Below are 13,536 nucleotides of genomic sequence, written 5' to 3'. Positions count from 1 at the left end.
GCCGGGGAGTTGCCGGGCGCTTCGGGGGCACCTGGCGTGTCGCCGTCCATCCGGAGCATGGCCTTTGAATCACACTGCTCCCCCTTTGTTCACCTTCGATTCAATTGCAATGTGGCCGAGGTAACAAGTCGGACAAAGCTCGCAATGACCGAAAGTGATCATCGGATCGCATGTCCGCGCCGCTCACCGCAACGGATTCCGAAGCAGTTCCGGCGTTGACGCAATCAATACGCCCAAGGTTCCATGGCGGCCAGGGAGCGACTGGAACCGGACACCGAGCAACCAGCCAGCGGAGGCGATACCGCTCCCACTCCAGCACCGCAGAGCCGATCGGAAGCCACATGACCGACACGCTTCGTCCGCCACAGAACGTAGCCGCCCCGGCGGCCGAGGCGGCCGCGCCCCAGCAGCTCAAGCGCTCGATCGGCGTGGTGGGCGGCACCCTGCTCACGCTGTCCTGCGTCACGCCCGCCTCGACGCTCTTCGTGATCGTGCCGGAACTGTTCTCCAGCATCGGCAGCGCCACCGCGCTGGCCATCGCGATCGGCACCGTGCTCTGCGTCGCGGTCGCGTTCTGCTACTCCGAGCTCGGCACCCTGATCCCCAGCGCCGGCGGCGAGTACGCGATGGTCGGCACCCTCGCCGGACGGCTGATGGGCTGGCTGGTCTTCGTGCTCTCGCTGATCGTGGTGATGATCGTCCCGTCCGTCATCGCCCTCGGCACCGCCGACTACCTCGCCCCCGTCCTGCACCTGGACAAGGCCATGACCGGCGCCGCCGTGATGCTGGCCGCCACCCTGGCCGGCCTGCTCGACCTGCGTGCCAACGCCTGGATCACCGGCATCTTCCTGGTCCTGGAGGTCATCGCGGCCGGCGTGGTCTCGGTGCTCGGCTTCGCCCACACCAACAGCGGGGCCCCCAGCCTGCTGCACGGCGTGGTCACCGGGGACAACGGCGCCACCACCACGGTCAGCGTGGGCGCCATCGTCGGCGCGCTCGGCATCGCCCTGTTCATCACCCAGGGCTTCTCCACCGCGGTCTACCTGTCGGAAGAGCTGGAGAACCCCCGCCGCAACGTCTCGCGCACCGTGCTGTGGACGCTCGGCATCTCCTCGGCCATCATCCTGGTCCCGGTCGTCGCCATCACCATGGGCGCCCCCGACCTCCAGACCCTGTCCGCCGGCGACATCTCCGGCATGGTCACCGCCTGGAGCAACTCCGCGGTCGGCACCTTCATCAGCCTCTGCGTCGCGCTGGCCATCATCAACGCCGGCATCGTCATGGTCATCCAGAACTCCCGGGTGCTGTTCGCCTCCGCCCGTGACAAGGCCTGGCCGGAGCCGGTCAACAAGGCCTTCGGCACCCTCGGCCGCTTCGGCTCGCCGTGGATCGCCACCCTGGCGGTCGGCCTGCCCGGCGCCGCGCTCTGCTTCGTCAAGGGCGAACTGCTGAGCAACATCACCGGCGTCGCCGTCACCGGGATGTACCTGCTGGTCGCGATCGCCGCGCTGCTCTCCCGCCGCGCCCACCACAAGCACGCCGCCGCCTGGCGGATGCCGCTGTGGCCGGCCGTCCCGATCGTGCTGATCGCCGTCCTGGTCTACGTCATGACCAAGCTGGACACCGAGCCCCTGCTGTGGACCGGCGGCATCACCGCCGCCGCCACCCTCTACTGGCTGTTCTACCTGCGCCCCCGGCAGGACACCCGCTGGGTGATCAGCCTCCCCGAGGACCAGCAGGACTGACCCCCACCCCTCCCCCACACGGCGGTGCCCCGGGCCTCCCCCAGCCCGGGGCACCGCCGTGTGCGAGTCCGGTCCCCGCGCCTACTTCTTCGCCTTCCACACCGGGCTGGTGGCGATCGCCCGCAGCTCCGCCGCGGTCATCAGCGGATCGCCCTTCGACGCCAGCGTGACCAGGACCTCCATGCCGTCCGGCCGCATCGCGTCCACGACCAGCACTCCCTTCGGGGCGCTGGCCACCGCGCCGCGCACGAGGAGCTTCGTCCCGTCCGGCAGGGTCTCCGCGTCCTGGTACGACTCCGGTCCCGGCCGGTCGTCGGGGGCCTTCGCCCAGTTCTCGACCGTCAGCGTCAGGGTCCCGGTCCGCCCGCCCCCGGCCAGGTCGAAGTCCGCCCGCAGCTCCCGGCTCCTGCGGTCGGTCACGGTCACCCCGGAGGGCAACAGCCCGGTCAGGACGGTCTCGCGGTCCTGCAGCGACAGGCCCGGGTCGATCGCCTCGGTGTCGACGCCGTCGAACTTGAGGGCCGCGACGACCCGGTCCCAGGACTTGTCCGTGACGACGGCCTTCAGCTGGTCCAGCGTGAGCGGCGGGTTGGGCCGGCTGTCCGGCGCGTCCTTCTCCTGGGGGGAGTTCCACTCGCTGAAGCCGATCAGCCCGCCGTCCGGACGGGCCACCGAGGCGCGCCACTCCTTGGTGGTGGCCCGGTGGTCCGGATACTCGTAGCCCTGGGTGAGCATGAGCTTCGATCCGTCCGGCAGGACGGTGACGGTGCAGGAGTCCATCGAGGCGATCTTGAGGTTCGTCGGGCAGGTCTGCGGCTGGACGTCCTTGGGGCGGTGCTTCTGGATGCTGAGGCCCATCAGCGACCGGCCCTGGCCATCGTCGAAGACCAGGTTGGCGTCCGCGTAACTCCCCCTGTTCTCGTCGGTTCCATGCCCCTTCGCGTCGGACACCTGGCCCTTGGGCAGCAGTGCCCGGAAGGTGGCCACCACCTCGTCACCGGAGACCACCGTCGGAGCGGAGGACTTCACCGAGGTCGGGGTGGCCGCGGCGGCGGCGCTGCCGGTGGCGTCGGGGGTGGTGGCGTCGGGGGTGGCGCCCGCCGGGGCGGAGGCCGCGCTCACCGTGCCCGCGTCCTTGCCGGCCGGGGCGCCCAGGAACACCGCGCCGGTGCCCACCAGGGCCAGGGCGGCCGCACCGCCCACCACGGCGGCGGTCGAGCGGCGGCGCCAGCGGCGGCGGCCGCGCCGGTAGCCGCCCGCGACCAGGTCTGCCTGTCCGGTGCGGAAGCCTTCGCCCGTACGGGTGAGGGCGTAGAGAAGATCGTCCTCGAACTTGTCCGGTTCGGACATGGGTGTTCACCGTCTCCTTGCGTCGCGGGTTGCGGGAAGTGCCGTGTCACGGATGGCGGGAAGCGCCGCACGGCCGGGCACCCGCCGGCCTCAGCGGGCGGCGAGCTCGGTCAGCGAGTCGCCGAGCAGGGCGCGCAGCCGGTTCAGGGCCCTGGTGGTGCGGGTGCGGACGGCGCCGGAGGAGACCCGCATCGCCTCGGCGGTCTCCTCGACACTGCGGTCCTCCCAGTAGCGCAGCACCAGGACCGCGCGGTCCTTGGGCGGCATCCGGCCGAGCGCGTCGAGGAGGGTCAGCCGCAGGGTGCTGTCGGTGTCGTGTCCCGCCGGCTCCGGCAGGACGTCACTGGGACGCTCGCCGCTGGAACGGCGGCGCTGCTGGGCGAGGAAGGTGCGCACCATGACGGTGTGGGTGTAGGCCGCCGGGTTGTCGATCCGGCCCCGGCCGGTGAAGGCGCTGCGCCGCCACAGCACGTACATCCGGCTGAGGGCCTCCTGCACGAGGTCCTCGGCGTAGTGGGTGTCGCCGCTGGTGAGCAGGCAGGCCGAGCGGTACAGGTGGCCGGTGCGGCCGGAGACGAGTTCCAGGAACTCCGCGTCCTTGGCCTCCCGGCCCGCCCCGATCCACCTCATGCGCCCTGCCCCCCGCGGTCCGCCCTCCCTGACACTTCATCGATGCGGCGGGCGGGCGGCGGTGTTACAGGGGTCCGGCGGATTTTCGGTGAGCCGGCCCGCGCCGGGCGCCGGGCGGGCACCGATGGGGAGTCGGCCGGGTGCCGGCCGGGCGTCAGTCGGCGGACTTGCGCCGGTGGTCGCGCAGCACCACGCCGCCGCCGATCAGCAGGGCCACCAGCAGCGCGCCGACGCCCACGACGTACGTCGCGGTACGGCCGTCGCGGTCGGCCTGGGTCTCGCCGAGGCCCACCGGGCGCGGCACGATCGGCGCGGCGGCGAGCTGCACCGGGGCGTCCGGGACGGGCGCGTAGGGCGCGTCCTCAGGAGCCTTGGTGACGGCCTTGACCGGGTCCACCACACCCCAGCCGATGAACTTGTCCGGCTCGCGCTGGGTCCGCTGCGCGGTCTGCTCGATCCAGGCCCGCACCTGGGCCGCCTTCCAGTTCGGGTGGGCGCTCCTCAGCAGCGCGGCGAGGCCGGAGACGTACGGGGCGGCGAAGCTGGTGCCGTTGTCCACGCACTGGCCGCTCCCCGGCACGGTGGACAGCATGTCGACACCGGGCGCGGCGACCTTCACGAAGCTGCCGTACTGGGAGAACGGCGCGCGCTCGTTGTTGCGGTCGGAGGCGCCGACGGCCAGCACGGTCGGGAAGGCGCCCGGGTAGGTGTCGCCCTCCTTGCCGTCGTTCCCGGTGGAGGCGACCACCACGACGTTGCGCGACTCCGCGTACTCGACGGCGGCCTTCAGGTCCTGGTACCCGCCGAAGCGGGCGTCGCCCGCACCGCGCACGTCCTGGGAGATGTTGATGACCCCGGCGCCCTTGTCGACCGCTTCCCTGATCGCCTGGACCAGGGTGGAGACGTCGCCGTTTCCGTCGCTGTCGTTCTGCCGGATCGAGAGGATCTGGGCGTCGGGAGCCAGTCCGACGAAACCGGTCTGCGGCCTGACCCGGGCCGCGATGATGCCGGCCACCTTGGTGCCGTGCCCGACCGGGTCCTCGACGGACGCGCCCTTGACCGGCTCCTTGGTCTCCCGGTTGACCAGCAGGTTGGAGCCCGCCTGGAGCTTGTCGACCAGCTTCTGACCGGAGGAGTCGGCCGGGACCTGGCCCGCCAACTGCGGGTTGCCCAGGTCGACGCCGGTGTCGATGACCGCGACCTTCACGCCCACGCCGGTGGTCTTCCCGCCCTGCCACAGCTCGTTGAGCAGCAGTCGCTGGAGCGACCACGGCACGGTCGGCACATCGGGCGCGTTCTTGGGGCAGTCGCCGGCCGCGGCCAGCGCGGGCCCGCCCTCGGCGTACGCCGGGGCGGCGAGCGGGCCGCCCAGCACCGTGAGCGCGGCGATCGCCGCGGCCGCCTTCCGGTACCCGTGTCGGGACACCCTGCCACCCCTCATGTCGTTCACCCGTGCCGCGCGTCGGGGGCGGGTGCCCGGAATCCGGGTACCCGCCCCCTGCCGTTCCTCAAGGAACCCGAACGTCAGCCCCAGAGCTTGGCGTTGGCGTCCTCGGTCGTCCGGTAGCTCTGCGCGGCCTGCTCCAGCGAGGTCGCGATCTGCGCGCAGGCCTGCTGGAGGTCGTTGGCCTTGGCGTCCCACTTGGCCTGGTGGGCCTGGTAGCCCTGCTGGGCGGCACCCTGCCAGCTGGTGGCGATGCGGGTGACGTTGCCCTTGAGGTCGTTCAGCAGGTGGTCGATGCGGCTCGCCGAGGCCTTGACCTCCTCGGCCGCCTGGTGAACGGTCTGGAAGTTGACGAGAATGTGGTCGGACACGTTGTCTCCCTTGACGAGGGTGCGGAGCGCCGCGCGGTCAGTGGCGGACGCTCCGCAGAGCGGTGGAGCGGGGCAGAACGGCGGTCGGCGCGGGTGCGTCGATCAGCGCGAGTGCGGTGATCAGCCCTGGGCCGCGGAGAACATCGCCTTCTGCTCCTCTTCGGTGCTCGCGTAGTGCTTGGTGGTCAGCTCGATCGCGTGCTTGATCGCGTTCAGCGATTCCTTGAGCGCCGCGATGTCCTCGTTGACCCGGTTCTGCAGGCTCGTGTAGGCCGTCGCGGCCGTGCCCTGCCAACCGCCGGTGATGCCGGAGACCGTGCTGATCAGCTTGTTCTTCTCAGCCTCGATCTTGCCGATGGCCTCTTCGATCTGCTTGGCGAATGCCAGCATCTCCTGCGCGGTCATCGTGAACTGACCCTGAGCCATGCTCCACCGTCCCCCATGAGACAACATTTGCGTGTACGGAGGGCCCTGCGGGCCGACCGCCGCCATCACCGGTGTGATGTCCAGCAGCACTGTAGTCGGCACACGCAGCTCGCCCAACATCGATCACCGAGTAGTTACCAGACCATGACACTGAGGCCAATTCGGTTGCCGCGCTTGGCCCGTCAGGCGTTCTGCGGCTGAACGGCGCCCGTCGCCGTCAACGGCGGGCCGGCCGGAACCAGGTTCGACCACTCCTTCGGCACCGGCAGCGGCCGGACCCCCTGGTAGCCCAACCGGGCCTGGTTGCCGCCGGGTTCCTCCGGCTGGCGACCGGGATCCTGGGCCGTGGCCCCGGGAGTCGGCGTGGCAGCGGCCGACGGGGTCGGCGGCTTCGGGGTGCCGCTCTGGCCGGGCTGGGGCGAGGCGCCGGGGCGCGGACCGCCGTCGCCGTTGGACGGGACGGAGTAGCGCAACCCCGTCTCGGTGATCAGGAAGTCGGTTCCGGAGCCGGCGGCCGAGTGGTCCAGCGAGCGGTAGAACAGACCGTGACCGGGGGTCACGTACGCCGCCCCGGCGCCGTTGTTGTACGGCGCGGGGTACGAAGTCCCGGCCCAGACGCTGCGCTTGGCCGTGGTGCCGTCCTCGGCGACGCCGTCGTAGGTGCTGCACACGACCATCCGGGCGTCCTGGCGGTCCTGTTGGTTGTTCACCGGCGCGCCGGTCTTCAACGGCCAGTCAGCCACGGTGCCCTTCAGCGGCGCGTCGACGCCCCACTGGGCGTTGTCGGCCGGGGTCATCTCGTCGCTGCGCGGCTTCTTGTCCTGGTCGTACTTGTAGAGCATCTGGAACGCCGGGTTCTGCCGGATCAGGTCCGCCTGGAACGGCGTGACCAGGTACAGCTGCTCCTTGCCGACCACGTAGTGGCGGTCCTGGTAGTGCACCAGCCGGCCGACCCGGCGGTCGGCCTGGTTGCTCAGCTCCACCTTGGAGTTGGCGCCCTGGCTGTCGGCGACCCCGTCGACCTGCGGGAAGGTCACCGGGGTGGCGTCCACCAGGGTCTCCAGCCAGTCCCGCTTGACCCGCTGCGGCACCGCGTTGGGCCCGAACACCGCGGTGATCAGCGCCTTGCGCTCCCTGTCGTCCGACTGCGGGGAGCCGATCAGGTGCCTGCGGCCCTGCGCGTCCACCAGGTACACCGCCGCACCCGCGGCGGCCGGCTGACCCGGCACCGGCGCGGCCGAGACCTGCTGCTCGTCGGCCTGCTGCACCAGCAGCAGCTGGTCCGGGCCGAGCATCCGGTCCTTGGCCGCCAGCGCCGTCGCGTCCGCGCCGGCCGCCACGAACACCGCCTGGTTGACGGTCTCCTGCTTGTCGTCCGAGCCCGGACGGTCGCACACCGCCCACTTCATCGGCTTGCTCGCGTTGTCCGTGGTCGGCAGCTTGTCCGGCGCGTACGGGATGCCGATCGTCGGCCCGTGGTTCGGGTACCGGTCGAGCACCCCGTCGTCCACCACCACGACCTTGGCACCCGCGGGCAGCACCAGCCGCGCCGAGGACATGTTGAGCACCTGGTGCAGCCGCTTGGTCTTCTGGTCCTGGTCGATGAGCACCACGTACCGGGTCGTCGACTGCTTGCCCTGGATGATGTTCTTGCCGTCGTCCCACTTCACCGGCGCGCTCGGCTTGAAGACCCCCCAGAGCCCGAACCCGGCCACGAACACCGCCCCGGCCAGCACACTCGGCAGCACCGCCTTCACCGGACGCGGCGCGTCCTCGTCACTGCCGCCGCCGGCGGGCAGCAGGAAGGCGCCCACCGTGCGCTTGCGGGCGAAGGTGTACGCGTTCAGCTCGTCCCGGCGCGATGCCATACCTCGTCGTCCCCCTTGTCAGACGTTGTCGGGCGTTGTCAGACCGACCGGCCCCGTGGTCACCCGCCGGGCACGAACCGGCGCGAACCCTCTACGATGCGGCAGCAGACGGTGAGTACGGTACGGGTACGGTCCGCGACACAGCCAGCCGGGCCGCGACAACGGATCAGAGAGGGCCACCGGGGGATGCCAAGCCAGACCGCTCCAGGACGCCGCCGCAGTGCGGGCGGCGGGAGGCCGCGCCGGTCCGGCCGGGCGCAGCACAGCGCACCGGCGAACGAGACCGGACCGGGGACCGGGACCGCCGGACCGCAGCCGAGGGGCGGCGGGGCCGTCCAGGTCCGGGTCAACCCCCGACCGGGGCTGCTCGCAGGGCGGTTGAAGCTCCAGCAGCTCGTCCTGGTCGAGGTCGCGGCGGCCCTGGTCGCGGTCGGCTGGACGATCAGCCGACCGGTCGCGGCCGGCTTCGGCGCGGTCGCGCTGGTGCTGCTCGTGCTCGCGCTCGTCCCGGTGCGCGGCCGCACCGTCCCGGAACTGCTGCGGGTCCGCGCCGCCCTCAAGTCCCGCCGCAAGCAGGCCAGGACGCTGCTGCCGCCGGCCGGCACCGACCCGGCGCTGGCGCCGGCGCTGGAGCTCGAACCGGGGCTGCGCACCTGCACCCACGCCACCGAGGCCGAGTTCGGCGGCCGCCCGGTCCGCCGGGAGACCGGCATGGTCGGCGACGGGACCTTCCTCAGCTCGGTGCTGCTCGTCCAGGCCAAGGACCAGCCGCTGCGCCCGGTGCGCACCGCCCTGCCGCTGCCGCTGGACGTGATCTGCTCGGCGCTCACGGTGGACGACATCACCCTGGAGTCGGTGCAGCTCGTCCAGCACACCCAGCCCGCCCCGGCCCAGCACCTGCCCGAGCAGTCGCTGGCCGCCCGCGCCTACCGCGAACTGCCGGACGGCACCGCCACCCCCGGGCTGCGGCTGACCTGGATCGCGCTCAAGCTCGACCCGGAACGCGCGGCGACCGCCGTCCGGGCCCGCGGCGGCGGCGAGGAGGGCGCCCGCAAGGCGCTGCAGCGGGTCACCGACCAGTTGGCCGGCCGGCTCAACAGCGCCGGCTTCAACGCGACCGTGCTGGACGAGCGCGAGCTGATCGCCGCACTGGCCATCGCCACCTGCGCCAACCCGATCGCGGTGGCGGGCCGTCAGGGCACCGGCAGCGGCGGCGGCACCACCCGCCGCACCCAGGAGGGCAACCGGTTCTGGCGGATCGACGACCGCTGGCACACCACGTACTGGATCTCCCGCTGGCCGCAGCTGAGCCGCCCCGGCGGCGCCCCCGGCCGGGTCGCCGCGCCGGACCTGGTCAACCTGATCACCGGCTCCCCGGCCCTCGCCAGCACCTTCAGCCTGACCGCCGGGCACGGCACCGGCGGCTCGGTGACGGTCAGCGGGCACGTGCGGGTGACCGGCCGCAACGAGAGCGAGGTCGGCCAGATCGGCCGCCAGGTGGAGAGCCGCGCCCAGAGCACCGGGCTCGGCCTGGTCCGGCTCGACCTGGAGCAGGCCCCCGGCATGCTCGCCACCCTGCCGCTCGGAGGGGCTTCCTGATGGCGTACCAGACCTACCCCACCGCCGGCCCGCAGCCCGGCGCCGAGCAGCGCCGGACCCGGCCGCGGATCCTGCCCGGCTTCGGGCTGCGCGGCCCGCGCCGGGAGAAGCACGTGCTGGAGCCGGCCGACCTCGCGTCGCTGGCCTTCCCGGTCGGCGACGACGGCGTGGTGATCGGCGTCGACCCGCAGGGACTGCCCGCGGTGCTCGGCCTGTTCCGCCCGACCTCGTACGACCTGGTGCTGGTCGGCGGCATGTGGACGGCGCAGGTCATCGCGCTGCGGGCGGCCGCGATCGGCGCCCGCGTCGCGGTGGAGACCGCCCGCGGACAGCTGTGGGGTCCGATGGCCCAGGCGGCCGGCGGCGGCCAGCCGTGCGTGACGGTCCACCAGGTCGGCCGGCTCGGCCCGCAGGGCGCCTCGGTGGCCTCGCCGGTGCTGGTGGTGCGCGACCTCGGCGCCCGCCCGCCGCGCAGCCGGCTCTCCGCCGCCCCCTGGCAGACCACCCTGACCCTGCTGCCCTACCTGGGCCCGAACGCCTCCCGGGTGCTGAACGCGGCCGACCTGGTCGGCGTGCAGCGGATCTCGCCGCAGGAGGCGGAACTGACCGGCCGGATCCTGTCGCTGCCGCCGGAGGACGTGGCCGCCCTGCCCACCCTCGGCGACGACCTGACCCTGTGGGCCACCAGGATGCGCCGCCAGTACGTACGGGCCGTGGCCGGGCAGGCCGAACAGCAGGTGCTCGGCGGGCCGCGCCGGATGGACTGAGCGCCGGCCCGCCGCACCGGGCGGGCCGGCGGGGATGCGAAGCCGCCTTCAACGGGGGTTGCCGTACGGCCTAGTCTTTGATGTGGCAACGGCACCGCTGAGAAAGCGGCGGCGAACACGAGGGAGCCAGAGTGAGCAGCGATCGGGACGGCGTCTACGTCGGCGACAACGCGGCGGAGGACGACGACGACTGGTCGGACGCGCCTGACTACACTCCCCCGTCCTGGTACGTCCAGACCGAGCCCGCGGCGGCCGCGAACGCACCGGCTCCGAACGCACCGGCGGCGGGCGCTCCGACGACTCCGGGCGCTGCCTCCGCGGCCGCGGCACCCGGTGCCCCGACGCCCGCCGCTGCTCCGGCGCAGGCCCAGCAGGCCCAGGCCCCCCTGCCCGCTCCGGCGCAGCAGCAGGCCGAGGCTCCGGTGCCCGGCCAGGCCGCGCCCCCGGCGGCCGAGGCCGTGCCGGCCGCGGTCCAGCCTCCGGCACCCTCGCCGGCACCCGCTCCCGTGCCCGCGGCGCCCGCCCCGCCGGTGCAGGCCGAGGCGCGGCACGTCCCCTTCCCGGCGCCCTCCCCGACTCCGCCGGTCCCCGAGCAGCCGCAGCCCGGTGCCCCGGCGTGGGCGCTGCCGGAGGCCGCGGCGCAGCAGCCCGTCCCGCAGCCCTACCCGGCGCCGCCCGCCGCGACCGCGGTGCCGGGACAGCCCGTCCAGCCGGGCCAGCCGCAGAACTTCGCGCAGCCGCCGGTCCAGCCGGCCCCGCCACAGCACCCCCAGGACCCCCAGGGCCCGGCGGCGGCCTGGGACCCGCAGGCCGCGTGGGCGGCCCAGCAGGCGCAGCAAGCGCAGCAGGCGCAGCAGGCCGCCGTCCCGCCGCAGCCCGGTCCGGTGCCGCAGCCCGGCCCGGTGGACCCGCGCCAGGGCGGCTGGCCGCAGCCCGCCGCGTACCAGCAGCCGGCCCAGCCGCAGCCCGGTCCGCAGGGCCAGCCCGGCCAGCCCCTGCCCGGCCAGGCGTGGCAGCAGCAGCCGCCGCAGGCCCCGCAGCCCAGCGCGTTCCAGCAGGCCGCCGCCCCGCAGCAGACGGCGCACGGCGCGCCGCTCGGCTACACCGCCGCCGTCGAGCTGTCCTCGGACCGGCTGCTGCGCAGCCAGCCCAAGCAGCAGCGCCAGCAGCCGCGCTTCCAGTTCGGCGGCAAGGCCGCGGCGGCCGAGAAGGCCCGCCGGCTGGAGATCATCCGCACCCCGGTGATGAGCTGCTACCGGATCGCCGTGATCAGCCTCAAGGGCGGTGTCGGCAAGACCACGACCACCACCGCGCTCGGCGCGACCCTGGCCAGCGAGCGCCAGGACAAGGTGATCGCGATCGACGCCAACCCGGACGCGGGCACCCTGGGCCGCCGGGTCAAGCGCCAGACCGGCGCGACCATCCGCGACCTGGTGACGGCCATCCCGCACCTGCGCAGCTACATGGACATCCGTCAGTTCACCTCGCAGGACCTGAACTCGGGCCTGGAGATCCTGGCGAACGACGTCGACCCGGCGGTCTCGACCACCTTCAACGACTCGGACTACCGCCAGGTGATCGACGTGCTGGGCCGCCAGTACCCGATCATCCTGACCGACTCCGGCACCGGCCTGCTGTACAGCGCGATGCGCGGCGTGCTGGACCTGGCGGACCAGCTGATCATCGTCTCCACCCCCAGCGTGGACGGCGCCTCCAGCGCCTCGACCACCCTGGACTGGCTCTCCGCGCACGGTTACGCGGACCTGGTGCAGCGCAGCATCACGGTGGTCTCCGGGGTGCGCGAGACCAGCAAGATGATCAAGGTCGAGGACATCGTCGCGCACTTCCAGACCCGCTGCCGCGGCGTGGTCGTGGTGCCGTTCGACGAGAGCCTGGCGGCCGGTGCCGAGGTCAACCTCGACATGATGCGGCCCAAGGTCCGCGAGGCCTACTTCGATCTGGCCACCCTGGTCGGCGAGGACATCGTCCGGGCCCAGCAGGCCGCCGCCCAGCAGGCCGGCTGGCAGCAGCAGGCCCAGGCGCAGGCCCAGCCGGCCTACCAGCAGTCGAGCGGCCCGCAGCCGTACGCCGACCCGCAGCAGCAGCCCCAGCCGTACCCGCAGCAGGCCGGCCAGCCCGCCCCGGGGGCGCCGTGGGCCCCGCAGCCCGGCCAGGCCCCGCCGCCCCCGCCCGGGTACGGCTACCCGCAGCAGCCCGCTCCCGGGGCGCCCTGGGGGCAGCAGCCGGGACCGGGCTACGGCTACCCGCCGCAGGCGCCCCAGCAGTGAAACGGCGGAAGGGGCCCACCGACCTGGTGTCGGTGGGCCCCTTCCGGCGTTGCGGCGCTCAGACGCCGTCGGTCAGCTCACGGGCCCGCTTGACGTCGTCGGCCATCCGGTCCAGCAGCGCGTCGATGGAGTCGAACTTCTCCATCCCCCGCAGGTAGGCCAGGAAGTCCACGGCCACGTGCATCCCGTACAGGTCCAGGCCGACCCGGTCGATGGCGTAGGCCTCCACGGTACGGGCGGTGCCGTCGAAGGTCGGGTTGGTGCCGACCGAGATCGCCGCCGGCATCCGCTCGCCGTCCGCCGTCAGCCAGCCCGCGTACACGCCGTCGGCCGGGATCGCGCTGTGCGGCACGGTCTCGACGTTGGCCGTCGGGTAGCCCAGCTCGCGGCCGCGCTGCGCGCCGCGCACCACCACGCCCTCGACCCGGTGCGGGCGGCCCAGCACCTCGCCCGCGCCGGCCATGTCCCCGGTCTCGACCAGCCGGCGGGTCAGGCTGGAGGAGAACGGCTCGCCGGCCCCGGCCGTACCGCACACCTGGAGGTCGACCACCTCGACCTCGAAGTCGTCCGCCCGGCCCAGCTCGCCGAGCAGCTCGACGTTCCCGGCGGCCCGGTGGCCGAAGCGGAAATTGGGGCCCTCGATGACGACCCGCGCGCGCAGCGCGTCCACCAGCACCTGCCGGACGAAGGTCTCCGGGGACTCCTGGGAGAACTCCGTGGTGAACGGCAGCACCAGCACCGCGTCCACGCCCAGCTCCGCGATCAGCTCGGCGCGGCGCGGGTGCGGCGCGAGCAGCGGCGGGTGGCTGCCCGGCCGGATGACCTCGCGCGGGTGCGGGTCGAAGGTCACCACGACCGCCGGGAGACCGAGTTCGCGGGCCCGCTCGACCGCCCGCCCGATGATCAGCTGATGCCCGCGGTGCACCCCGTCGAACGAGCCGATGGTGACGACGCTGCGTCCCCAGTCCCCGGGGATCTCCTCCAGGCCACGCCAGCGCTGCACCTGACCGCTCCTTGTTCCGTACGGCGCGTACCCTCTGTACGCTCA

The 13,536-nt window shown here is 73.3% G+C and carries 11 protein-coding genes; 4 read left to right on the top strand and 7 right to left on the bottom strand.

The window, feature by feature from the left end; all coding sequences use genetic code 11:
* Positions 1–341 precede the first annotated feature (341 nt).
* Entirely contained in the window at positions 342–1,745 is a 1,404-nt protein-coding gene (locus ACGFSC_RS41030) for an APC family permease (RefSeq protein ID WP_359911612.1), read from the top strand.
* Positions 1,746–1,826: 81 nt separating this feature from the next.
* On the opposite strand, the gene ACGFSC_RS41025 is transcribed toward ACGFSC_RS41030, so the two are convergent.
* The 6 genes from ACGFSC_RS41025 to ACGFSC_RS41000 all read right to left on the bottom strand — a co-directional run bounded on the left by ACGFSC_RS41025 (position 1,827) and on the right by ACGFSC_RS41000 (position 7,834).
* Complete coding sequence (locus tag ACGFSC_RS41025; protein WP_359911615.1) at positions 1,827–3,095, bottom strand: hypothetical protein; 1,269 nt, start codon at positions 3,093–3,095, stop codon at positions 1,827–1,829.
* A 90-nt stretch (positions 3,096–3,185) separates the two neighbouring features.
* The gene (locus ACGFSC_RS41020) at positions 3,186–3,725 is read right to left on the bottom strand and encodes a SigE family RNA polymerase sigma factor (protein WP_359911618.1); all 540 of its coding nucleotides are present in this window, start codon (positions 3,723–3,725) and stop codon (positions 3,186–3,188) included.
* A gap of 154 nt (positions 3,726–3,879) precedes the next feature.
* Entirely contained in the window at positions 3,880–5,151 is a 1,272-nt protein-coding gene (gene mycP, locus ACGFSC_RS41015; RefSeq protein WP_359911621.1) for a type VII secretion-associated serine protease mycosin, read from the bottom strand.
* Positions 5,152–5,249: 98 nt separating this feature from the next.
* Positions 5,250–5,540: a WXG100 family type VII secretion target gene (locus tag ACGFSC_RS41010; protein WP_359911624.1), complete on the bottom strand. Its 291-nt coding sequence runs from the start codon at positions 5,538–5,540 to the stop codon at positions 5,250–5,252.
* A 120-nt stretch (positions 5,541–5,660) separates the two neighbouring features.
* Positions 5,661–5,966 (bottom strand): WXG100 family type VII secretion target, encoded by a 306-nt coding sequence (locus tag ACGFSC_RS41005; protein WP_359911627.1) that lies wholly within the window; start codon positions 5,964–5,966, stop codon positions 5,661–5,663.
* A 182-nt stretch (positions 5,967–6,148) separates the two neighbouring features.
* Positions 6,149–7,834, bottom strand: coding sequence for a type VII secretion protein EccB (locus tag ACGFSC_RS41000; RefSeq protein ID WP_359911630.1), 1,686 nt, complete (start codon positions 7,832–7,834; stop codon positions 6,149–6,151).
* A 378-nt stretch (positions 7,835–8,212) separates the two neighbouring features.
* Between ACGFSC_RS41000 and eccE the strand changes: the two genes are divergently transcribed.
* From eccE to ACGFSC_RS40985, 3 genes are all read left to right on the top strand, one after another.
* Complete coding sequence (gene eccE / locus ACGFSC_RS40995; protein WP_359911633.1) at positions 8,213–9,433, top strand: type VII secretion protein EccE; 1,221 nt, start codon at positions 8,213–8,215, stop codon at positions 9,431–9,433.
* Entirely contained in the window at positions 9,433–10,200 is a 768-nt protein-coding gene (locus ACGFSC_RS40990) for a hypothetical protein (RefSeq protein ID WP_359911636.1), read from the top strand. The genes eccE and ACGFSC_RS40990 overlap by 1 nt, the downstream gene beginning before the upstream one ends.
* Before the next feature lie 131 nt (positions 10,201–10,331).
* Complete coding sequence (locus ACGFSC_RS40985; RefSeq protein WP_359911639.1) at positions 10,332–12,488, top strand: MinD/ParA family protein; 2,157 nt, start codon at positions 10,332–10,334, stop codon at positions 12,486–12,488.
* A gap of 58 nt (positions 12,489–12,546) precedes the next feature.
* On the opposite strand, the gene ACGFSC_RS40980 is transcribed toward ACGFSC_RS40985, so the two are convergent.
* Positions 12,547–13,491 (bottom strand): bifunctional riboflavin kinase/FAD synthetase, encoded by a 945-nt coding sequence (locus ACGFSC_RS40980; protein ID WP_359911642.1) that lies wholly within the window; start codon positions 13,489–13,491, stop codon positions 12,547–12,549.
* Positions 13,492–13,536 lie beyond the last annotated feature (45 nt).

It is taken from the genome of Kitasatospora sp. NPDC048715, assembly GCF_043198905.1.
Lineage (GTDB): Bacteria > Actinomycetota > Actinomycetes > Streptomycetales > Streptomycetaceae > Kitasatospora > Kitasatospora lactacystinica.
This window is presented reverse-complemented; position numbering and strand designations above follow the sequence as displayed.